We start from the raw sequence: 21,081 nt of genomic DNA, 5'->3' as shown, positions 1-21,081 counted from the left end.
CTTCCGTCACTATGTGATTCATGCAACCGAGTTGCATATTTATCAACGACCGGAAGGGGTCATCATGAACAAGGAGCCCAACGCCGCATCAGCAGTATCCGATATCGCGGCCGCCGCCACGGCAGCATCAGCCACCAAGACAGTCACCACCGCAGGCCCAGCAACCGCAGCCGCCGCAACCACCCCGCAGTTCACCGTCCAGGAAGTCTCCGATTCGACGATCCGCAAGCTCACGTTCTCCTCGTTCATGGGCAACTTCATCGAGTGGTTCGACTACGCGTCCTACACCTACTTCGCCACCGTCATCGCGACGATCTTCTTCCCCAACCAGGATCCCACCGTCTCCCTCATCCAGGCGTTCGCCGTCTTCGCCCTCTCCTTCGTCGCCCGCCCGATCGGCGCCGCGTTCTGGGGCAACTGGGGCGACAAGCACGGCCGCAAGAGCACGCTGACCCACTCCATCCTCTTCATGTCCGGCGCGACGTTCCTCATCGGCTGCCTGCCCGGATACGCGACGATTGGCATCGCCGCCCCGATCCTCCTCCTGTTGCTGCGCTGCTGCCAGAGCTTCTCCGCCTCCGGCGAATACGCGGGCGCGGCCACGTTCCTCAGCGAATCGGTGGGCCATCACCGCCGCGGCATGATCGCCGGCTTCATCCCCGCCTCCGAGGCGGCCGGCCTGCTCGGCGGTTCCGCGGTCTTCCTCATCGAATCCACGTTCATGTCCGACGCGATGATGAACGCGTGGGGCTGGCGCATCCCGTTCCTGCTCGCCGCGCCGCTCGGCCTCATCACCCTGTTCATCCGCGAGCACCTGAGCGAATCGCCCGCCTACCAGCAGGAGCAGAAGCTCATCGGCTCCGAGGAGAAGCGCGAAGAGGCCATGCCGCTGCGCATCCTGTTCCGCTCCTACCGCAAGCCGCTCATCCTCACGTTCGGCGCGTGCGTGCTCAACGCGGTCGGCTTCTACACCGTGCTCACCTACCTGCCCACGTATCTGACGACCACGCTGCACACCGACAAGACGCTCGCCTCCGCCGCGACCACCACCACGCTGATCGTGTACGTCGTGTTCGTGATCTTCACCGGCTACCTGTCCGACAAGTTCGGCCGCAAGCGCGTCATGCTCGCCGCCTCCGTGCTGTTCGTCGTGTTCACCGTGCCCGCGTTCCTGCTGCTCGACACCGGCAACGCCGTGGCTATCTTCGTCGGCGAGATGGGCATGGCGATGATCCTCGCCCTGAACGACGGCGTGCTCGTCAGCTTCCTGCCCGAGACGTTCCCCACCGAGGTGCGCCTGTCCGGCTTCGCGATCAGCTTCAACACGGCGAACGCGATCTTCGGCGGCACCGCGCCGCTCGTCGCCACCACGCTGATCTCCGCCACCGGCAACGCGCTCGTGCCCGCCTACTACCTCATCGTCATCGCGGCGATCGCGTTCGTGGCGATCTGGAACACGCAGCTCAACAAGGACCTGTTCTTTTCGGCGGTGAAGGTCCCGGTCATCGCGCCGACGCTCGGCAAGGCCATCGCCTGAACCGCCGCCCGGCAATCACCGATCATCACCAATCCATAATCACCAATCACCGCAATCGAAAGGAGGGCGTCATCATGGAGACCATCACCGCAACCATCGCCGCAATCGCCTCACGCGACGCCCTCCACGTAGCCCAGCTGCCGGGAGATGAGACGCGCATCGTGAAGCACGACGTCGCGTATCGCGTCGAACGCGGCGGGCGTGACGCGCGGCTTCGGCGCGGCCACGACCAACGCGGCCAGCAACGCGCCATCCGCGCCGAACACGGGCGCGGCGAGACTGAACTCGAACGCATCGCTCTCACCGTCGTTCACCGCGAAACCCGCCTCGCGAATGGCCGCGAGGTCGGCGCGCACGCGCGCGACCGCGGCCATGTCGCCGCCGTCCACGCCCTCGATCCGGCCGTCACGCAACGCACGTTCCGCCTCACGCCACGGACGGAAGGCGAGACTCACCTTCACCGAAGCCGACGACCATCCGCGGTACCGGGTGCCCACCTCCTGCGTGTGACGCACCAGCTGCGGACTGGGAATCTGGTCGATGACGATGGGATCGATGTCCTCGATGACGGCGATCGCCGCGGTCTCACGGGTCGTCGCCACCTCGTCCTGCAACAGCGGATGGGCGATGCGCCGCACGTCCACGTTCGTCAGCAACGGCGAGACCAGGGCGAGCAACGATACGCCGAGACGGTATTTGTCCGTCGCAGGATCACGCTGCAGATAGCCGAGACGCTGCAGGTTCGTCATCATCCGTGAGACCGTGCTCTTGTGCACGCCGATCATGCGAGCCACATCGGTGACGCCCAATTCGGGCGAATCCACCGAGAAGCACCGCAGAATCGCGAACACATTCGCCAGCGACGAGGGGACGCGGCGCGGATCGTCCGAATCCTCCGCACCATCGCCCGGCAACGACCGACGTTCTCTCTCAACCATCGCGCACATAGGCAACCACCGTACACCACGGCGGGCGGCGCGACACCACGCATACCAACCGCACATCGTACGTAACCGCACTTCACCACATCCCACACTCCCCCACCACAGAAAGGAACACCATGAGCGACACCATCAGCGAAGCCGAGGAATACTGGCCGAAGGGCTTCTCCGTCAAGAACTCCACGTTCGACACCTCGATCGAAGGCCACGGCGCCGTCGACGACTACAACAAGGACCGCAAGCCCGGCCCGCTGTACGTGAACCGCAAGCACGACCGACGCTTCGGCGGCATCCAGACGTTCGCGCAGCTGCCCGTCTGCCTCACGCCCGAAGACCTCGTCGCCGGCAAGATGGACGCCGCCATCTACGGCGTGCCGTGGGATTCCACCGTGTCCGGACGATCCGGCGCGGCGATGGGCCCGATGCACATCCGCACCATCGACTACCTCGGCCAGAACACGGAGATCGGCCGCGGATCCATGGGCCTCGAAACGCATGTGAACCCGTTCGAGACGCTCAACGTGTGCGACTTCGGCGACGCGCCCATCGTGCGCGGCAACACGCCCAAGTCGTTCGACGCGGTAAGGAAGTTCGTCGGCGCGATCGCCGAGACCGGCACCATGCCGATCGCCATGGGCGGCGACCACGGCATGACCTGGCCGGTCGTGACCGCGCTGGCCGACCACTACGGGTTCGGCAAGATCGGCGTCGTCCACTTCGACGCGCACTGCGACGCATGGGAGGAAGGCCCCGACTGCATCGGCGGCCACGGCACCCCGATGCGCCACCTCATCGAAAGCGGCGCCGTGCCGGGCACCAACTTCGTGCAGGTGGGCCTGCGCGGCTACTCCCCCGACCAGTCGCTGCAGAACTGGATGGCCGAACGCGGCATGCGCTGCCACTTCATGGCCGAAATCGAGGCGCGCGGATTCGACAAGGTGCTCGAAGAGGCCGTGAACGAGGCCATGGACCAGGCCGACTACCTGTACCTCTCGCTCGACATCGACGTGGTGGACCCGGCGTTCGCGCCCGCCACCGGCACCCCGGAGCCGGGCGGCCTGCGCAGCTGGGACGTGCTCACCGCGTTCCGCCGCCTCGCGGCCGAAGTGGGCATCATCGGCATGGAGGTCGTCGAGGTCGCCCCGCCGTACGACGGCCCGGGCGAGATCACCTCGCTGCTCGCCAACCGACTGATCCGTTCCGGACTGACCGGCGTGGCCATGCACAAGCTCGGCATCAAGGAACCGAACTACCTGCACCCGGAGGCGGTCGACTTCGGCCTCGCGCGCAAGCGCATGGGCCGGGATAAGTAAGGGGCCGGATCTGGTGTTCCGGGTCGTGCTGGTGCTTTGTCCCGGCGCTTCGGGGCGTCCCGGCACTTCGGCACGACCCTGCTCCCGGGCAATGAGCTCCAATGTGCATGGTTCAGCAGGCTATGTGTATAGTTCGGAGGCCTTTCTGCATAGTCGAAGGCGCAAACTGTAGAGTTCGGACCACAATGTGTGGAATCGGGAGCCCAATGTGCATGGTCACCCCGTGAAGAGCGGGCGGAACCGGCCGGAACACGATGTGGGGAGCCTTGGAATTCCAAGGCTCCCCACATCGTCGTCGAGGGGTTCGCGCGTCTTCTTCAGCAACCGTATGCGCAGGTTGCGGTTCAGGAACTACACATTGCATCGAAAATCATGCACGTTGCCGTGCGAACCATACACGTCAGGCCCCGGACCATACACGTTGGCCATGAAACCATACACGAATGATCCAAGCAAACATTCCGCGCGACGCATAGCATGAACTCCGCTGCCCCAGAGCATCCGAAACGCGCAGGGTCGCGCCGAAACAGGCTCATCAACAGGTGTGGGGACAAGCCACGTAGCCGTCCCCACACCGACAGGAGCCCGCGGGGCACCCGCAAGCACGCGGGACGCGCCCACTCTCACAGCGCGATAGAGCTGCTCCTGCTTAGATAACTACTCCCGCTTCCCGTCGCGTTCCACATATCCGCCGCGCACGCGGAGCAGGCCGGCCGCGGCGATCAGCAGCACGGCGGCCACGGCGAGCGGGCCGACGACGACGGAACCGGTGTTCGAGAGGCCGTTGCCGTTCCGGTCGCCGGAACCGGACGCCTGCGCGGACGGCTTTCCGTTGGCACCGTCGGCGCCGTTGGCATCGCCAGCAGTGCCGGCGTTCCCGGAATCATCGCCGTTCCCACCGTTCCCGCCGTTCCCCTTCGCCACGTGCACGCTGTACGTGGCGGATTCGCCGAACACGTCGGCGACGCTCACCGTGTGGTCGGCGTCGTCGGCGGCGAGGGTGACGTCGCCGTTCTCGTTCGCGGCGACCGGCTTGCCGTCGACCTTCACGTCATTGCGGTAGTTGTAGGCCACGTGGAACGTCGTGTCGCCGGTGTAGGTCTTGCCGTTCTCGAGGCCCTGCACGGGCGCGGCGGCCGTGTTGTACACGGAGAGCGCGAACACGCTGGCGAGAATCGTGGCGCGTTCGATGCTGTAGTTGCCGGTGAACGGGTGGTCGTCGCTGACGACGGTGAACTGGTCCTCGTCCGAGGGCCACTGGTAGATGTCGCCGATCACGTGGTAGTTCTGCTCGGTGACGTCGTTGCGCCCGTCGCCGATGCGGTCGCCCCAGAAGATGTACACGCTGGGGATGCCTTCGCCGAATCCGAGCTTGGGCGTGCCGTTCGCGCCCGTCGCGCCGGTGATGGTCGCGTGGTCGGAGCAGTTGCCGAAGTACTGGAGGTCGACGGTGTCGTCGGGCCCCTTGGTCCACCATTCCGCGTACTTGCCGTCCGTGTAGTCCCAGTAGCGTTCGGCCTGGTGTTCGGCCACGTCGCCAGCAACGCTCTGCTGCGGCTTGCCGTCGGCGTCACGGTAGGGCGTGTGCACGGTGAGCACGCTGTTGCGCGTCTGCGAGGTGGCGGCCATGTCCATGTTGTAGTAGGCGATCACATGCTGCCTGCCCCAGTCGTTCGGGTACAGGAAGCTGCCGTAGAAGTGCGCGGAGCCGACGAGCCCGTCCTCCTCCGCGGCCCAGAGCGCGAACACGACGTTCACGTTCGTGGGGATGTTCCTCAGCGCCTTGGCGATGGCGAGCACGTTGACCGTGCCGGACAGGTTGTCGTTCGCGCCTTCCGCGCCGAACACGCTGTCGCGGTGCGCGCCGACGATCACGTACTTGTCGGACGACTGCGCGGCCTTCTTGACGGCGAGGATGTTGCTCGTGTGCGTGTTGCGGCGGTTCACGACGGTCGCCTGCACGCTCTGCGGCTTGCCGTCGGCCGCGCCGCTGCCGGCCGCGTCATTGTAGGTCGCACCGAGCTTCTTCACAATCTGCCGTCCGTCGAGGTAGGAGGCGAGGATCACCGGGATGGTGATGTCGCCGCCGGTCTTGGGCGCGGGGAACGGGTGCTCGGCGGAGGTGCCGCCGTCCGCGTTGACCGTGTACTTGCTGTGGAAGAACACGACGGCCTTCGCGCCTTTGGCCTGCAGCGCGCGGGCCGCGTCCGCGTAGGCGGTGCTGTTGCGGTCCCACTGGTCGTAGGTCTTGCGGTTGGTCAGCACGATCTTCCCGGCGACGTCGTTCGCGTTCGCGGCGACGGCGTCGTCCACGTCCGCGTAGTAGACGGTGTCGCCGGTGACGGTGGGCGTCTCGTAGCCCCTGTACACGCTGTCGTCCGCCCAGCCCGGCGCGAGCGCCGTGTACTCGCGTCCGTCGATGGTGACGGATGCACCGATGCGGCTGTTGACGCGGTCGTTGGCGAACGTGTCGAAGTAGTCGTCGGTCCCGTCCGCCGCGGTCGCCTGCGAGAACGGCCCGTAGCCGAGCTCCTTGAAGTCGTTCGCGAAGTAGTCGGCGCTCGCCTCGTCCGCCGGCGTTCCGGCGACGCGCGGACCGATGTTGTCGTGCACGTACTGCACGTTCTTCAGCATGTAGTCGTCGTCGATGCCGTCGAGCAGCGCACGCTCGGTGGAGTCGAACGGCGCGGTGTTGGTGGTGTTGGCGGTGTTGGTGCCGTTCGCGGCTTGTTGCGTCGCGTACGACGCCGGCGTGACGATCGCGGCGGCGGACAGCGACAGCGCGGCGGCGAGCGCGAGCGCCGCCGCCTTGCGCAGTCGCGCGGGTCCGTTGCGTCGCATGGTCGTCGTTGCGGTTGTGGTTGTTGCGGCTGCCGTTGCGGTCTCGGGCGATGTCGCGGCGGATGACGTCGCGAATGATGCCGTCCCGGATGATGATGCCACGGATGATGGCACTGATGCTGATGCCGTCGCGATCGACGACGCGGTTGTGGATGATGCGGTCATATGATGTTTCACGCGGGACACGACGGCCCCGCGCTTCTCCTTCCTCTCGGTTTCCCCGTACCCGGCAGTAAACACCATTCGCCGCGATCCTGTCCAACAACAAAAACATATGTGTCGTCATAGAAGCGGGTTATACAAGGGAACCGAAAGAGCTTGTGAGGCCGCTAAGTCCCGAAGCACCCCAAGTTCAGCGCCCCAAGTCTCAGCGCCCCCAAGTCTCAGCGCAAAGAATCCCGGAAATCACCAGCCGCGTCCGGGAATCCTCGTGCTCACTACGGCTCAGCGCAAGAAATCCAGGACAAGAGCCTTGTCATCCGGGAATCCTTGCACTGAGATGTCCTCATCGCAAGAAATCCCGGGGATGGCCTTATTACGAATTGTTCCTCAACGAGAGATCACCCCTTCACTGCGTCGAGGGGACAAATCAGCTGCCCCTCGACGGAGAATATGGGCTGTATTGTGTCGAGGGACAAGTTTCGTTGTCCCTCGATTACGAATCATCCTTTTTCCGCATCGAGGGACAGGTTTTATCGCCACCGCCGGCGACACCATTTCTCAGATCATTGGAATATCAACGTTTTGGCGAGCGCGATAATCCACAGACCACAAATACGTTGCCCCTCGATGGAAAGCTCACATGTTTCCACGTCGAGGGGCAACTTTTCTTGCCCCTCGACGCACATCATGCATAATCACACGTCGAGGGGCACGCCGACATATACGTCATCGTCGCCATAGAGTTATCACTCGACGCGATTCGCCCACTAACACCCTCGACAATCATCACCCATATCCGGGAATCCTTGTGCTGAAGCGACCTCAATACAAGAAATCCCGGAAATCAACGTGGATTCCCGGGATTTCTTGCGCGACGGCCGGCGTCAGCCGCTCAGTGACAGTGTCTCAGCGCGAGGCGCATCCACGTCACGCGATTACTGGCGATGGCGACGGCGGATGACCATCACGATGACACCGGCCGCACACGCGACCACCGCCACGATGACGACAGCCAGAATCGCCGATCCCGTGTTGGAGAGCGAACGCGCACTGGTGTCACCGCTGCCAGCGACCGGCTTCTGCTGGGAGCTTCCAGAGCCAGGCACCGAACCGGACGCGCCAGCATCCGAACCGGAACCCGCCCCTGCGCCGGACGAACCGGGATCGGAACCCTCACCGCTGCCGGGAACGTTCGCCGACGGGGCATCGGCGGTCTTCTTGGAGTCGGAGGAGGTCACCTTGCCGTGCGCGGTAGTGACGGAATTGCTCCACTTCGCGCCGGAATCATCGGTACCGACATAGGTGGAGGTGGAGTCGCCGTCGGACTTGACGAGCGTGCCGTTGGCGCGGGCCATCACGCCGTTCGAGTCGAGGTTCCACTGGTATTCGGCGTTGCCTGGCCACGTGCCGTCGGAGGTGGCGAGTTTTACGTTCTGCGACATGTTCACATGACCGGTGAAGTCGTAGCCCTGATCGCTGGTATAGTCGGCCGCGGTCAGGTCCACGCTAATCGGGTAGCTTTCGTCCAGGTTCGCGGAACGCACCACGTTGCCCTTGGCGTCGGTGGAGATGGACGAGCTCGTCACCCGGTCCGTCTACTTCACGTTCTGCACGAAGTCCTTCGCTACGGTGACGGTCGCATCCTGACGGTAGTCGCGCTTGTAGCTCGTCTTCGTGGTGATGCGTCCGGCGGAGGTGTCCACATAGCCTTCGAGCGTATCGTCGCGTGCGCCGGTGATCGTGTACGCTACCTGCTGATCGCTCTTCGCCGTGGTGTCCGACGTGATGGCGGCGGCGGGCGCGTTGTGGCTCACCAGTTTGCCGGAGGTCTGCGTGGAGCCGTGGTCGGTGTAGAGCAGCAGTACCGCGTACACGTTCCACGTGTCGTTAATCGGGTTGATGGACACGTCGAGCTGATGATTGCCGCCATCGACAAGATTGCCGACGAACGGGGTGAGATCAAGGGTCTCGGAACGCATGTCGAGCGTATCGAGTGCGAGGGCCGGTCGCCACAATGGGCCCCACAGACATCCGCGCGCACCCCGGCATAAGGTCACAGGACCGCGCGATCACGCGTCACGCCCACACGCGTCACACGCGCGGTCTTGTGTCCTCACAAACCAATCGCCGCATCCGTCACGCTTCACGGCGGCGACGCATGACGAGCAGGGCGATGGCGAGCGCCGCGCAGACGACCGTCGCGGCAGCGAAGGTGGTGACCTCCGCACCGGTGCGGGTCAGTGCGGCCTTGCCGGCGCTTGCGCTGTCGGCGGCACCGGCGTTACCGGCACCGTTCGCACCACTGGCGGCGTTACCGGCATTACCGGCATTACCGTTACCAGCATTTCCAGCGTTACCGGCACCGTTGTTCCCGGAGTTGCCGCTACCATTCCCGTTGCCGCCGTTGTCACCGTTCCCGTTACCACCGTTCCCGTTGTCGCCGTTGGCGATCGGCACGGTGACGGTGCTCTTGGACAGGTCGATGGTGAAGTCGGAGAGCGGCACGTCGGCCATGCGCGTGGAATTGTTGTAGATCGCGATGACGAGACGATGACCGGCGGGAACCGTGTAGTCGGTGGCGAGGCCGTCCCACGCGATGTCGTAGTACTGGTTCACCGGCGTGGGGGTGAGCGCGGTCAGCGAGTCCTTGTGGGCGGTGCTGATCCAGCCGCGCGAGATCACGTAGGAGTCGGCGGTCACCTTGTTCTCGACGGTGCGATAGTAGCAGGAGTCGTCGCGTCCGTCGACGCTGTCGCCCACGCAGTCCTGCGGCTGCGACTTGTCGGTGATGAGCGCGTGCAGCGATGACGGGTCGGCTTCGATGCGCGTGGCCGTGCCGTAGTCGATCAGGGAGAACGAGAGGTTCGTGTCCGGCGCGGTTGCCTTGACGGAGAGACGGATCTTCGGGGTGCCGGAGATGTGCGTGTCCTTGGCGAGCGGCTGGCCGACGTAGAGGAGTCGTGTGTCCTTGGCGATCTCGTATTCGGAGGTCGCGCCGGTGCCGTCGCCGTCCGCGTTCGCCGCGAGCGGCTGGATGCCGGTCGCCTGCTTGGATTCGAGGGTGTCGGCGGCCGCGGACTTCGTCGCGTCGACGGTACCGAGGTCACCGCCATTGCGGGTACGCGAGTACGTGGATGCCGCGGCGGCGGGAGCGTCTCCGGTCAGTTCGTCGACGCTGCCGCCCTTGAAGGACGCTTCGACGGGCGTGGCGGAGGCGGCGGGCTCGCCGTCGTTCAGCGTGCCGAGACCGTCCGTGGTTCCCTTGGCGAACGACATGGTGACGTCGCGGGTGCCGGGGACCGGCCAGGACGCGTAGTCGTTCCACGTGCCGTCGGAGTTCTCGATCGAGGCCTGCGGCTCGTTCATCACGCCGTTGTCGATGCCGAACAGCCAGTAGTCGAACCAGCGGTGGATCTCGTTGACCCAATCCGCGCGACGGAAGTCGAACGGGTCGTCGTGGCCGTCCTGGCTGAGCCAGATCTTGCTGGGCACGTGGTTGGCCTGGAGCGCCGCCCAGTACTTGTCGACGTTGTTCATCTGCACGTTGAGGTCGTTGACGCCGTGCACGAGGAAGACGGACGCCTTGAAGTCCTTCACGTGGGAGGCGTAGTCGCGTTCCTTCCAGAAGTCGTTGTAGTTGCGGGTGGTTTCGTCCGCGTCCTTGATCATCTGGTCGACGTGCGCCTTGCATGCGGTCTTGCCGGAGTGGTCGGCGGCGCCGGGCTCGGCGGTGGCGAGATAGTCGGCGAACGGACCGGGCTCCCACCACCAGTTGTAGAGGGCGCCGGTGCCGGCGCGGTACCAGTTGTACTGGTTGGAGATGCCGGAGATCGGCACGATGGTGGTCAGGCCTTCCACGCCGGTGGCGGCGAGTCCGTCGGTGACGGAACCGTCATAGGATTTGCCGAACGACGCGACCTTGCCGGACGCCCAGTCGGCTTTCACCTCGTTGGCTTCCGTGCGTGGCGCGGTCTTGGACTTGTAGCCTTTGGCGCGTCCGTTCGCCCAGTCCACGACGGCTTTCGCGGAATCGAGATCGTATTTGCCGCCGATGTCGCCGCAGCCTTCGGACAGGTTCGTTCCGGCGAGGTCGGGCAGCACGTAGGCGTAGCCGCGTGGCACGAAGTAGTTGTCGTAGTAGAGCGGGAACTGGGTTTCCGGGCTGTTGGCCTTGTCGTTCTCGTTTTCGTAGAGTTTGATCTCGCCCTCGTTGCCGCGGCCCAGGTCCGCGTAGCCGAAGTACGGGCTCGGATCCATGATGATGGGCACGTTGTGCGCGCCGTTGTTCAGTTCGCTCGGACGGATGATGTCGGCGCGGATCAGGTCGTTCTTGCCGTCATGGTCGCCGTCGTCCGGGATTTCGATGTACACGTATTCGCGAATGGCATCCTTGTACGAGTAGATCGGCTTCGTGACGCCGTCCGCGCCGAGTTGGTACGGTTCGTTCGCGCGTTCCGCCGCGACGGCCGACGACGGCATGGCCAGTCCCGTGAGCGCGGCGACCGTGGCGACGGATGCGATGAGCGTGCGCGATGCGGCACGTGCGACGGTGCGGATACGCCCGGATTTCTGGTGATTCTGATTCTTGCGATGACTGTTGTGATGACTGTGGAACGACAGTCCTCCCATGAGACTCATGGTATGTTCCTTCCCCTCTATGAAGCCCCGGCTAGTCCCAAGACTTGAGAAGGATGTTAGCCCTCACATGTAAACCCCACCCACCAAAGTCCGCCATGCGTCCACCACACGGCAAGCACAAGCAGAAACCACGTTCGACGGACTACACTTTAACTCTATGGAAAACAACGAAGTACCACAGCAAACAAGTTCGGCAGTTTTTTCTGCTGAAAAACCAATCACATCACTTCAAGAAGACAAGTTCAGTAGAGAACAATATGTAGAAGCCCTGAAAGAGGCAATCCTCAACCCGATAAGCACCGATTGCCTCGTCATAGGAATCACCGGAGAATGGGGATCAGGAAAAACATCACTGAAGAACATTCTCCAAGAGAAAATCCGCAGCAACAAAGAAATAGCCGAAAAGAACCTGATTGCGGAATTTGACCCATGGCTGTATTCAGGAAACGATGAGCTAATTTCGATGATGTTCAATGATATCGGAAAGTGCATTGCACCAATTAGGACATATATACGCAAACAAACGAACACAGCCCGCAACGCAACAAGCAAACTGCTAGACACTGCAAGCACTGCAGCAGGAATCATTTCAACTGAATCAGGCAAAGCACCAATTCCTATCCCCATGCTCTCTTCAGCGACATGGAGCATAGGAAGCGCCGCACTTTCTTCAGGATTCAAAGCACTTGCACAAGTCATCAGGCCAGAAAGCAAAGACACTCTGCACTTATTGGACACGCGCGAAGAACTCAAGAAAACACTTCGGAACAAAGGCAAGCGAGTCATCGTATTCATCGACGATGTTGATCGACTTACCGATAATGAAATATGCGACCTATTCAGAACAATCAAAATGGTGGGAGACCTACCCAATGTAACTTATGTATTGCTATATGACGAAAAAGCCGTCTCCGAAGCACTAAACAATATATCCAAAGGCAGAGGAGAAGAGTACTTGAAAAAGATAGTACAGGTTTCTCTTCACGTTCCAAATTACGATCCAAAAATAGTATGGGATGAACTAGACAAGGAAATACACTCAATTAATCCCAACTGGAGCGGATTATGGTCATTCAAGTCTACGAACGATATCCATCAAGGATTCCACTACTTTATACAACACTTCATAAATAGCCCAAGAGACATTTCAAGATTTATCAATACTCTAAAGATGGAATACAGCGTCTTGCAAGAGGATGTCCTATTTGATGATTTATTATGTCTCGTTTCACTAGAATTATTTATGCAAGAACTCCGAGAATGGATATATGACCATCACACTGAACTATGCTATCCCAAATCCACAGATCAAGACTCATTAATCCAACATAACAGGGAAAGAGGAACCAGTATAAGGCGATACTTAGATACGAGCCCACATCATCATTTGTCAGAAAGCATTATCAACACATTATTCCCGGAGGCATTTCCTGCGAGAGAGCCACTGCCCAAAAGCATTTATGACTACGAAAGTTTCTATACATACTTCATATTCTCACGACCAGCAAGAACGTCTGACCCGTACGAAGAACCTGATGAATCACAGCGACCGTAGATACTCACCCAAGTGCGGGACGGCGAATTGTAGTTCGCCGTGGGCGGCGGGGCGGATGAGGCGGTCGTTGATGAGGATGGCGCGGTATTTGCTGACCCAGCTGCGGCTGCGACGGGTGCGCTCGGCGATGTCGGAGACCTTCGTCACGCCGGGCGCATCCTGCGCCATCGCACGCAGGAACAGCCGTTCCGCACTGGTCGTCCCGTCCAACGCGGGCGCGCATACCGCATCATCGAACGCGAGCAGCGCATCCGCCACACCCGTCGCGACGTCATCCGCCGTGATCACATCCGAGCCGCGTCGCTGCGCCGACTGCCACATGTAGTAGCCGACGAGCTGCACCATATACGGATATCCATCGGACTTGCGCGCCGCCTCAAGCGCGTCCGCCTCGCCGATGCGCTTGCCGGATTCCGCCACGGTCTCCAGGAACGCGTTCTTCACGTCCACGAGCGGCACATTATCGAGTTCGCGGCGCAGCGCACGCCGCAGGAACGTGGTCACCTCGTTGTCAAGCAATTCGTTGACCATGTACGGCAAACCGGCGAACACGATGGCCACGCCTTTCTTCTCCGCATCCGGCGTATCGCTCTCGTCACTGTCCGCGATGACGTGCTGGACCGCGGTGGCGATCGCCACCAAATCCTCGCGGGAGGCGGCCTGCGTTTCGTCGATGGTGATGAGAATCCCTTTGCCTTTGCCGATCTTCCGACTGGCGAGCCGCTTGTTGAGCGCATTGCGCAGCGTCAACGGATTGGATGCGGCGGAGAATCGCGCCTGTCCGAGGCTCGCCGTGGCGATGCCCGCTATGCCGACGGACGGACTCAAATCGGCTTGGTCGAGGTGCATGCCCGTCGGCGCGAGCGCCTGCACCAGCCGCGCCACCAATCCTTCAGATGCGGTCTCGCCGATGGTCTCCCAATGCTGCGCCTTGGCGATGCGACGGAATTCGGTGAGCATGACGGTCTTGCCGAATCCGCGCTGCCCGGTCACCAACATGATGCGGCCCGGCGCGCCCACGCCGTTCTCCAACGCCTCGGAGAAATCATCGATCACCGACTGACGTCCGATGAGAACAGGCGGCATCTTGCCCGCCGTCGGCTTGAACGGATTCATCACCATATCATCGCCTCCCCAACCGCTTCACGATTCACCCGAAGCAACGCGGGTCTCAATCACTCCACATAGAACGGCTGAGACCGCAATCAACGCATACCATCTGCCACGATTGCGTACCATATTACACGATTGCACACCAAAGCACACCATATTGCACTCCCCTATCGGAGCGCCGCATCACGGCATCACCGCAACATCACCGCTCACGCCGCCGTTCGAACCTCAACGCGAACGCCGTGAGCAGAATCACCGCGACCACGGTGAACGGCATGCCGGCCAGACCCGTCATGTGGTAGTTCATGCCGGAGGCGTTGAGGGCCATGCCGCCGACGAGCGAGCCGACCGCGTTGCCGCCGTTGAAGCCGATCTGCACGGCCGCGCCGCCGATGAGCTCGCCGCCGCCCTTGCCCGCGTCGGCCATGAGCAGCTGCTGCGGTCCGTTGATGAAGAACAGGCCGAACGCGATCCAGAACGTCAGCACGGCGCAGGTCACGAGATTGCCGGGCAGCAGGAACACGAGCAGCAGTCCGACCGCGGAGATCGACTGGCCGACCGCGGCGGTCGCGGCGTGCAGCCACCGGTCGGCGAGGTGCCCGCCGGCGAGTCCGCCGACCACCATGCCGAACCCGGCGAGCATCATCAGCAGCGGCACGAACCGCGAATCGTAGCCGCCGGTCTTCTGCAGCCACGGGCTCACATAGCTCCACCAGCAGAAGACGCCGGTGTTGCCGATGAACACGGCGCCGAGCACCAGCCACGGTCCGGGCTTGGCGAGGAAGCGGAACTGTCCGGCGAGACCCGCGTCCGGAACGGCGGGAACGAGCGGCATCCATGCGAGCGTGAGCGCGATGGTGAGGGCGGCGCCGATCGCCAAGATCGTGAACGCGAGCCGCCAGTTCAGGTATTCGGCGAGCAGCGTTCCGGCGGGCACGCCGAACATGTTGGCGATGGTCTGTCCGGTCACCATCACGGCGACCGCCTTGCCCTCCTTGCCTTTGTCGGCGAGCGTCTTCGCGATCACGGTGCCGGTGCCGAAGAACGCGCCGTGCGGGAGCCCCGCGATGAATCGTGCGGCGACGAGCACGCCGGCGGTGGGCGCGACGGCGCTCATCGCGTTGCCGACGAACGCCAGCGCCATGAATAGGATGACGAGATGCTTCGGACTCGCCTTGCGTCCGAACACGAGCATGGTGACGCCCACGCACACGCCGATCGCGTATGCGGAGATGAAATGGCCGGCGGTCGGGATGGACACGTGCGTGGCCGCCGCGGCCTGGGGCAGGATGCCCATCATCACGAATTCGGCGGCGCCGAGCACGAACGCCCCGGCGGCGACGGCCAGCAGACTCTTCTTCATCGGTGGTTCCCCTCGTTCTCAAGGCGGACGTGACGAGGAGGCGCAAAGCGTCCTTCTCCTGTCCCGCGATCCGCGCGTACGCGTGCGGCCCCACGGTCCGCCCCGCCGCAACCGGTATAAGCCCGGTATGAGCATGGGAGAGAACCGTGGGGCCGCACCGCTGAAATCGTGAGTCAGGCTACCACACGCGCGTCACGCCGCGCACAATCACACCCTCATCGCGTCCTTCGCCGCCTCGACCTGGTCGGGACCGCCCTCGCCGGCGGCGATGAAGCGGCCGGAGGCGAGCACATAGTACTTGTCCGCACGCTCGACGGCGAACTGCACCTTCTGCTCGACGAGCACCACGCCGATGCCCTTCTGCTCGGCCATCGACCGGATCGCCTGCTGGATTTCGGCGACGATGTTCGGCTGGATGCCTTCGGTCGGTTCGTCGAGGATCATGAGCTTCGGACGGGTGATGAGCGCACGCGCGATCGCCAACTGCTGGCGCTGGCCACCGGACAGCAGGCCGGCGCGACGCGATGCGAACTCCTTCAGCACCGGGAACATCGCGACGGCCTCGTCGTAGCGGGCCTTCGCCTCGGAGCCGTAACGGTCGGCGACCACGTGCAGGTTCTCGTCGACGGTCATCGTGCCGAACGACTGCTGCCCCTGCGGCACGAACGCCATGCCCTTGCGGATGCGCTTGTTCGGCGCGGCCTTCGTGATGTCCTCGCCGTCGAACGTGACCGTGCCGGACGAGACCGGCAGCAGGCCGAGGATCGACTTGAGCAGCGTGGTCTTGCCGGCGCCGTTGTTGCCGACGATGCTCACCCACTGGCCGGCGGCCACGTCGAACGTGATGTCGTTGACGACCGTCACCTTGCCGTAGCCGGTGTTCAGGTCCTTCACTTCCAGCATTGCCATTCTTTGACTCCTCCCTCCGCATCGGGGGTGAATGATGTGTGCGACTTCAAGGCGTGGAAGGTGAAGGCGTACGAAGGTACGTCGAACCTTCCGCAACGCGGAAGGCGCTCCATCATTCGCCTCCACCCAAGTAGATCTTGACGACTTCCTCGTTGTTCTGGATGTCCTCGACCGAGCCTTCGGCGAGGATCTCGCCCTGGTTGAGCACGGTGACGGAGTCGGCGAACTGGCGCATGAACTCCATGTCGTGCTCGACGATGATGACCGTACGGTTCTTGCTGCATCGCTTGAGCAGTTCGCCGGTGGCGATGCGCTCGGCCGGGGTCATGCCGGCGACCGGCTCGTCGAGGAGCAGCAGGTGCGCGTCCTGGACGAGCAGCATGCCGATCTCCAGCCACTGCTTCTTGCCGTGCGGCAGGATGCCGGCGGGCTTGTGCGCGTCCTCGGTGAGGTTGCACACGTCCATCATGTATTCGATGTTCTGCGTGACGCCGCCCATCGGCTTGAACAGATCGCGTCCCTTCTTGCGGAAGCCTTCGGCGAGCTGCAGGTTCTCGAGCACGCTCAGCTCCTCGACGACGGACGCGGTCTGGAAGGTGCGGCCGACGCCGAGCTTGACGATGTCGTTCGGCTTGCGGCCGAGCAGCTCCTCGCCACGGAACTTCGCGGAGCCGGTGGCGGGCACGAGTCCGGTGATCGCATCGATGATCGTGGTCTTGCCGGCGCCGTTCGGGCCGATAAGGAAGCGCAGGTCGCCGTGTTCGACGGTCAGGTCGAGGTCCTTGACGGCCACGAATCCGTCGAATTCGACGTGCAGGCCCTTGATCTCGAGGTAGTCGTTCCACTGGCCGCCGCGGTCGTCGAGCGCGGTGAGCTGCTCGTGCAGCCGTTCGCGCTCCTCGACGATTTCGGCCTTCATGGCGGCCGCCTCGTCGCGCAGGCGCTTGGCCTCGTCGCGCATGGCGACCATCTCGGCGCGCAGGTTCTCCAGATCCTCCTGCGAGGCGGGAGCCTTCGCCGTGTTCTTCACGTTCTTCTCGCTCATACGTTCACCGCCTTAGCAGTAGTGGTTCCGGCAGCCGTTCCGGAGGCCGCGGCCGCAGCCGCGCCGCCTCCGAGCTTCTCCTTGATCCAGGGCCACACGCCCTTGAACTGGCCGAGTCCCATCGGCACGAAGGCGATCACCAGGATGAAGATGAGGCCTTCGATGTACGTCCACGCGGACGGGTACGCCTCGGACAGCTGCGTCTCCGCGAAACGGATGATGAGCGTGCCGACGAGCGGGCCGAGCAGCGTGGTGCGTCCGCCGATCACGACGCCGGCGAGCATCAGGATGGACGGGGTCACGCCGATGTCGGACGGGGAGATGATGCCGACGACCGGCACGAACATCGCGCCGCCGATGCCGGCGAACATCGCGGCCATCGAGAACGCGAACACCTTGATGGACGCGGGGTTGTAGCCGAGGAACTTCATGCGGTTCTCCTGGTCGCGCACGCCGATGATGAGGTCGCCCATGAACGACTTGCGGATCCAGTAGACGATGAGCACCATGGCGAGCGTGAGGAACGCGCAGATGTAGTAGATCATCTGCTTGTTCGCGTCGTCGGTGAGGTCGTAGCCGAAGAAGCCCTTGAAATCGTTGAGACCGTTGGTGCCGCCGGTGGTCTTCGACTGGCCGATGAGCAGCACGGAGAAGGCGGCGACGAGCGCCTGCGACAGAATCGCGAAGTAGGCGCCGCGGACGCCGCGTCCGAACACGGCGAGACCGAGGAGCGCGGCGATCGCGCCCGGCACGGCGGCCACGCCGATCACGGCGATCACCGGGTTGCGGAACAGCTCCCAGAATCCGGGGACCTTGTCGATGCCGTACTGGGCCATGAAGTCGGGCACCTGGCCGGGGCCGATGTCCTCGAGCTTCATGTGGATGGCCATCACGTACGCGCCGAGGCCGAAGAACAGGCCCTGGCCGAGCGTCAGCATGCCGCCCTGGCCCCAGGCGAGGCCGATGCCGATCGCGACCATCGCGTAGCACAGGTACTTCGAAAGCAGCCCGAGGTTGTACACGCTCATGACGGATGGCGCGAGGAAGATCAGCGCGATGGCGATGACGGTGCCGATCCACGGCTTGTATTTCACGGCGAATGCGTTCAGAGAAGCGTTGTTCATGATGATTCTCCCCTCCCCTTACGCGAGGTTCCTCGAACGGATGGAAACGAGTCCCTGCGGACGGAACTGCAGGAAGACGACGACAATCAGGAACACGGCGACCTGGCCGATCGACGCGGACGTCGGCAGCTCGATCGCGGACTGGGCGAGGCCGAGCACGAAGGAGGCGATGACCGCGCCCTTCAGCTGGCCGACGCCGCCGGCGACGACCACGAGGAACGCCTGCACGATGAACGTGGTGCCGAAGTTGAAGCTGATCGAGTTGAGCAGGCTCAGCGCCACGCCGGCGATGCCCGCGATGCCGGAGCCGAGGAAGAACGTGACGTGGTCGACGGTCTTCGTGGAGATGCCGGAGACCTCGGCGAGATCGCGGTTCTCGGAGGTGGCGCGGATCTGGCGGCCGAGCGGCGTGAGCTTGAGGATCGCGTACAGCGCGGCCACGCACACGACGGACAGGATGAAGATGAACAGTCGTCCGGCGGAGAAGCTGTAGCCGAAGACGGTCACCGGGTTGGTGAGCGCGTCGGGCGCGGAGGCGTAGACCGGGGTCGCGCCGAAGATGTCACGCGCCAGCTGCTGGAGGACGAGCGAGACGCCGAACGTGACGAGCAGCGTGTCCAGCGGACGGGTGCGCATGCGTTCGAGCAGCAGCACGTCGAGCAGCAGGCCGAGCAGTCCGGCGACGAGGAATCCGACGACGAGCGCCACGCCCAGCGAGACGGCCTTGTTGCCGATGACCGTGCTCATCACGTAGGCGGTGTACGCGCCGGCCATCATGAACTCGCCGTGCGCGTTGTTGATGACGCCCATCTGGCCGAACGTCAGAGACAGTCCGAGCGCGGCGAGCAGCAGGATCGATCCGTTGGACAGACCCGCCACGATCTGTGGAAATAACATACCCATGGTTTCGTGTTCCCTTCCGCTCTCGTTACTTGTCTGACGCGCTCGACGCGCCGGACGTGCTCGACGCGACCTCGTCCTTGGCCCCGGCGCTCAGGCTCTTCGCCCAGTCGTAGGTGGTCAGGTACGGGTCCGGCTTGATCGGCCCGTCGGACTTCCACACGGTGTGGATGAGCTTGTCGTCGCCGATCTTGCCGATGTACGAGGTCTTGTAGATGTGGTGGTTCTTGCCGTCCACCTTGACTCGGCCTTCCGGCGCGTCGAAGGTGACGCCGTCGGCCGCCGCCTTGACCTTGTCCACGTCGAACGACTTAGCCTTCTCGACCATGCCCTTCCACAGGTAGACGGACGTGTACGCGGATTCCATCGGGTCGGAGGTGGGCCGGTTCTGGCCGTACTTCGCCTTGAAGTTCTTCACGAACGTCGTGTTCTGCTTGTTGTCGAGCGTCTGGTAGTAGTTCCAGGCGGTCAGCTGGTCCTTCACGTTGTCGACGCCGATGGCGGAGACCTCCTCCTCGGCGATCGACATGGAGATCACGGGCACCGTGTCCGCCTTGAGGCCGGACGCCTTGTACTCCTTGAAGAACGCGACGTTGGAATCGCCGTTCAGCGTGTTCACCACCGCGTCCGCGCCGGAGAACTTGAGCTTGTTGACGATCGTCGTGAAGTCGGTGGAGCCCATCGGCGTGTACTCCTCGCCGACGACCTGCATGCCGTTGCCTTCCGCGTACGCCTTGACCACGCGGTTCGCGGTCTGCGGGAACACGTAGTCGGAGCCGACGAGGAACAGCTTCTTGTAGCCCTTCTCCTTGAGGTAGTCGAGGGCGGGCACGATCTGCTGGTTCGGGGCGGCGCCCGAGTAGAAGATGTTCGGGCTCGCCTCCATGCCCTCGTACTGCAGCGGGTAGAACAGCAGCGCGTTGTCCGCCTCGAACACGGGCAGCATGGCCTTGCGGGAGGAGGACGTCCAGCCGCCGAACACCGCGGCCACACATTCCTTCTCGATGAGCGTCTTGGCCTTCTCGGCGAACACGGCCGGCTCGGACTTGCCGTCCTGCTGGACGACCTTGAGCTTCTTGCCGAGCACGCCGCCCTTCGCGTTGATCTCGTCGACGGCCATGTGCAGCGAATCGCTGACCGTCTGTTCGGAGATCGCCATCGTGCCGGACAGCGAGTTGACGAATCCGATCTTGATGGTGTCGCCGGAGGTGTCGACGCATGAGCTCGCGGTGCTCGCCGTGGAGGCGCCGGATTCCTGCGCCTCCTTCTCGGCGACGGTGCGGCCCCAGCCGCAGCCGCCGGTGGCGAGCACGGCGGCCGTCACGCAGCACGCCGCAGCCGCCTTCAGTCGATGTGATATGGCCATACGTCCTTCTCCCTCTTCACGTATGCCGAACGTTCGGGTTTGTCCGATTCGATGATTCAGTGAAACCGGTTCCGCAGAAGCGATTCCGTAAGACGCAAGAATGGCAGCGCCCAGTTGACGGCAAATTGCCCCCGTGTTTCGATTCCATATCCCCCGTGACATGACGGTTACACGCGCGTGGCATCGCGCGGGCGCGTGGTTTTCCGGCGATTCCGCCCCGGAGACGACCGCCCCGCCGCCACGCGTATCCACCATGCGGACGCGTGGGGCGGGT

16 protein-coding genes are annotated in these 21,081 nt (G+C 63.3%); 4 read left to right on the top strand and 12 right to left on the bottom strand.

The window, feature by feature from the left end; genetic code table 11:
- Positions 1-247 precede the first annotated feature (247 nt).
- Positions 248-1,537 (top strand): MFS transporter, encoded by a 1,290-nt coding sequence (locus AC1AYP_RS08160; RefSeq protein WP_476547510.1) that lies wholly within the window; start codon positions 248-250, stop codon positions 1,535-1,537.
- Positions 1,538-1,647: 110 nt separating this feature from the next.
- Here the strand turns inward: AC1AYP_RS08160 and AC1AYP_RS08155 are convergent, their stop codons facing one another.
- Positions 1,648-2,475, bottom strand: coding sequence for an IclR family transcriptional regulator (locus tag AC1AYP_RS08155; RefSeq protein ID WP_476547471.1), 828 nt, complete (start codon positions 2,473-2,475; stop codon positions 1,648-1,650).
- 122 nt (positions 2,476-2,597) lie between these two features.
- Here AC1AYP_RS08155 and speB point away from each other — a divergent pair, with 122 nt between their 5' ends.
- A complete protein-coding gene (speB, locus tag AC1AYP_RS08150) occupies positions 2,598-3,791 on the top strand; it encodes an agmatinase (RefSeq protein WP_476547470.1) in 1,194 nt (397 codons plus the stop codon).
- Between the two features lie 657 nt (positions 3,792-4,448).
- Here the strand turns inward: speB and AC1AYP_RS08145 are convergent.
- Positions 4,449-6,632, bottom strand: a complete 2,184-nt coding sequence (locus tag AC1AYP_RS08145) for a M28 family peptidase (RefSeq protein WP_476547468.1) — start codon at positions 6,630-6,632, stop codon at positions 4,449-4,451.
- Here AC1AYP_RS08145 and AC1AYP_RS08140 point away from each other — a divergent pair.
- Entirely contained in the window at positions 6,631-6,801 is a 171-nt protein-coding gene (locus AC1AYP_RS08140; RefSeq protein ID WP_476547467.1) for a hypothetical protein, read from the top strand. The genes AC1AYP_RS08145 and AC1AYP_RS08140 overlap by 2 nt on opposite strands.
- A 928-nt stretch (positions 6,802-7,729) precedes the next feature.
- Here AC1AYP_RS08140 and AC1AYP_RS08135 read toward each other — a convergent pair.
- The 3 genes from AC1AYP_RS08135 to AC1AYP_RS08125 all read right to left on the bottom strand — a co-directional run bounded on the left by AC1AYP_RS08135 (position 7,730) and on the right by AC1AYP_RS08125 (position 11,432).
- Entirely contained in the window at positions 7,730-8,380 is a 651-nt protein-coding gene (locus AC1AYP_RS08135; RefSeq protein ID WP_476547465.1) for a hypothetical protein, read from the bottom strand.
- A gap of 9 nt (positions 8,381-8,389) precedes the next feature.
- Entirely contained in the window at positions 8,390-8,851 is a 462-nt protein-coding gene (locus AC1AYP_RS08130; protein ID WP_476547463.1) for a peptide-N4-asparagine amidase, read from the bottom strand.
- Positions 8,852-8,930: 79 nt separating this feature from the next.
- Positions 8,931-11,432 carry a CocE/NonD family hydrolase gene (locus tag AC1AYP_RS08125; RefSeq protein WP_476547461.1) on the bottom strand — a complete coding sequence of 834 codons (2,502 nt, stop codon included), beginning with the start codon at positions 11,430-11,432 and terminating at the stop codon, positions 8,931-8,933.
- Between the two features lie 157 nt (positions 11,433-11,589).
- Here AC1AYP_RS08125 and AC1AYP_RS08120 point away from each other — a divergent pair, with 157 nt between their 5' ends.
- The gene (locus tag AC1AYP_RS08120) at positions 11,590-12,987 is read left to right on the top strand and encodes a KAP family P-loop NTPase fold protein (RefSeq protein WP_476547459.1); all 1,398 of its coding nucleotides are present in this window, start codon (positions 11,590-11,592) and stop codon (positions 12,985-12,987) included.
- Here the strand turns inward: AC1AYP_RS08120 and AC1AYP_RS08115 are convergent.
- The 7 genes from AC1AYP_RS08115 to urtA form a co-directional block, all read right to left on the bottom strand.
- On the bottom strand, positions 12,973-14,109 hold the full coding sequence (locus tag AC1AYP_RS08115) for an ATP-binding protein (RefSeq protein WP_476547457.1): 1,137 nt from the start codon (positions 14,107-14,109) through the stop codon (positions 12,973-12,975). The genes AC1AYP_RS08120 and AC1AYP_RS08115 overlap by 15 nt on opposite strands.
- 193 nt (positions 14,110-14,302) lie before the next feature.
- Positions 14,303-15,463 (bottom strand): MFS transporter, encoded by a 1,161-nt coding sequence (locus tag AC1AYP_RS08110; RefSeq protein ID WP_476547455.1) that lies wholly within the window; start codon positions 15,461-15,463, stop codon positions 14,303-14,305.
- 207 nt (positions 15,464-15,670) lie between these two features.
- Positions 15,671-16,372, bottom strand: a complete 702-nt coding sequence (urtE, locus tag AC1AYP_RS08105) for an urea ABC transporter ATP-binding subunit UrtE (protein ID WP_476547454.1) — start codon at positions 16,370-16,372, stop codon at positions 15,671-15,673.
- Between the two features lie 112 nt (positions 16,373-16,484).
- Complete coding sequence (urtD, locus tag AC1AYP_RS08100) at positions 16,485-17,417, bottom strand: urea ABC transporter ATP-binding protein UrtD (protein WP_476547452.1); 933 nt, start codon at positions 17,415-17,417, stop codon at positions 16,485-16,487.
- On the bottom strand, positions 17,414-18,541 hold the full coding sequence (gene urtC / locus AC1AYP_RS08095; RefSeq protein WP_476547450.1) for an urea ABC transporter permease subunit UrtC: 1,128 nt from the start codon (positions 18,539-18,541) through the stop codon (positions 17,414-17,416). Before urtC ends, urtD begins: the two co-directional genes overlap by 4 nt.
- Positions 18,542-18,559: 18 nt before the next feature.
- On the bottom strand, positions 18,560-19,444 hold the full coding sequence (urtB, locus tag AC1AYP_RS08090; protein WP_476502757.1) for an urea ABC transporter permease subunit UrtB: 885 nt from the start codon (positions 19,442-19,444) through the stop codon (positions 18,560-18,562).
- 25 nt (positions 19,445-19,469) lie between these two features.
- Entirely contained in the window at positions 19,470-20,807 is a 1,338-nt protein-coding gene (gene urtA / locus AC1AYP_RS08085) for an urea ABC transporter substrate-binding protein (RefSeq protein WP_476547448.1), read from the bottom strand.
- Between the last annotated feature and the right edge of the window lie 274 nt (positions 20,808-21,081).

Source organism: Bifidobacterium sp. LH_424, from assembly GCF_056356895.1.
The sequence above is the reverse complement of the archived record's forward strand: the minus strand, read 5'-3'. Positions and strand labels throughout refer to the sequence as shown.

Coding starts and splice junctions, on each gene's coding strand:
- AC1AYP_RS08160 (WP_476547510.1), top strand. CDS start 248: ATGGGCAACTTCATCGAGTGGTTCGACTACGCGTCCTACACCTACTTC.
- AC1AYP_RS08155 (WP_476547471.1), bottom strand. CDS start 2,475: ATGGTTGAGAGAGAACGTCGGTCGTTGCCGGGCGATGGTGCGGAGGAT.
- speB (WP_476547470.1), top strand. CDS start 2,598: ATGAGCGACACCATCAGCGAAGCCGAGGAATACTGGCCGAAGGGCTTC.
- AC1AYP_RS08140 (WP_476547467.1), top strand. CDS start 6,631: ATGGTCGTCGTTGCGGTTGTGGTTGTTGCGGCTGCCGTTGCGGTCTCG.
- AC1AYP_RS08145 (WP_476547468.1), bottom strand. CDS start 6,632: ATGCGACGCAACGGACCCGCGCGACTGCGCAAGGCGGCGGCGCTCGCG.
- AC1AYP_RS08125 (WP_476547461.1), bottom strand. CDS start 11,432: ATGAGTCTCATGGGAGGACTGTCGTTCCACAGTCATCACAACAGTCAT.
- AC1AYP_RS08120 (WP_476547459.1), top strand. CDS start 11,590: ATGGAAAACAACGAAGTACCACAGCAAACAAGTTCGGCAGTTTTTTCT.
- AC1AYP_RS08115 (WP_476547457.1), bottom strand. CDS start 14,109: ATGGTGATGAATCCGTTCAAGCCGACGGCGGGCAAGATGCCGCCTGTT.
- AC1AYP_RS08110 (WP_476547455.1), bottom strand. CDS start 15,463: ATGAAGAAGAGTCTGCTGGCCGTCGCCGCCGGGGCGTTCGTGCTCGGC.
- urtE (WP_476547454.1), bottom strand. CDS start 16,372: ATGGCAATGCTGGAAGTGAAGGACCTGAACACCGGCTACGGCAAGGTG.
- urtD (WP_476547452.1), bottom strand. CDS start 17,417: ATGAGCGAGAAGAACGTGAAGAACACGGCGAAGGCTCCCGCCTCGCAG.
- urtC (WP_476547450.1), bottom strand. CDS start 18,541: ATGAACAACGCTTCTCTGAACGCATTCGCCGTGAAATACAAGCCGTGG.
- urtB (WP_476502757.1), bottom strand. CDS start 19,444: ATGGGTATGTTATTTCCACAGATCGTGGCGGGTCTGTCCAACGGATCG.
- urtA (WP_476547448.1), bottom strand. CDS start 20,807: ATGGCCATATCACATCGACTGAAGGCGGCTGCGGCGTGCTGCGTGACG.